We start from the raw sequence: 418 nt of genomic DNA, 5'->3' as shown, positions 1-418 counted from the left end.
CGGGCCAGGCCAACCAGCGGCTGGGCCACACGCTGGGCGATCATCATGAAGGCGAACAAGCCGCCGACCATGTAGCCGGTGCGGTCGTTCATCGCGAGATAGGCGCCGATCAGCATGGTGCCGAGCACCATCACGCGTTCGATCGGCGTGACCAGGGTCTGCGGCCAGCTTGCCAGCTGTCCGAAGGCGAGACGCGCCTTTCCCGCTTCCGCCACCCGCTCGTCCCAAAGCGCCTTGCGCTGCGGCTCGAGACCGAGCGCCTTCACCGTCTTGATGCCGACGACTGTTTCGCCGAGCGCCGCCGACTTCCAGGTCTCGGCGTCGACCACCCGCTGATATCTGCCGCGCAGCGGCCTGAGGAAGGCGAGGATGATCAGCAGGATCACCACCGCGCAGGCCAGCACGATCCAGGCGAGGG

1 protein-coding gene is annotated in these 418 nt (G+C 67.5%); it reads right to left on the bottom strand.

Going from position 1 to position 418, the window contains the following annotated elements:
* Nucleotides 1-418, bottom strand: a 418-nt coding sequence (locus AB4Z43_RS33515; protein WP_441941006.1) for an ABC transporter transmembrane domain-containing protein, incomplete at both ends; no start/stop codon positions are given.

Origin of the sequence: Mesorhizobium sp. 2RAF45 (assembly GCF_052115225.1) — a bacterium.
Taxonomy (GTDB): Bacteria; Pseudomonadota; Alphaproteobacteria; order Rhizobiales; family Rhizobiaceae; genus Mesorhizobium; species Mesorhizobium jarvisii.
The sequence above is the reverse complement of the archived record's forward strand: the minus strand, read 5'-3'. Positions and strand labels throughout refer to the sequence as shown.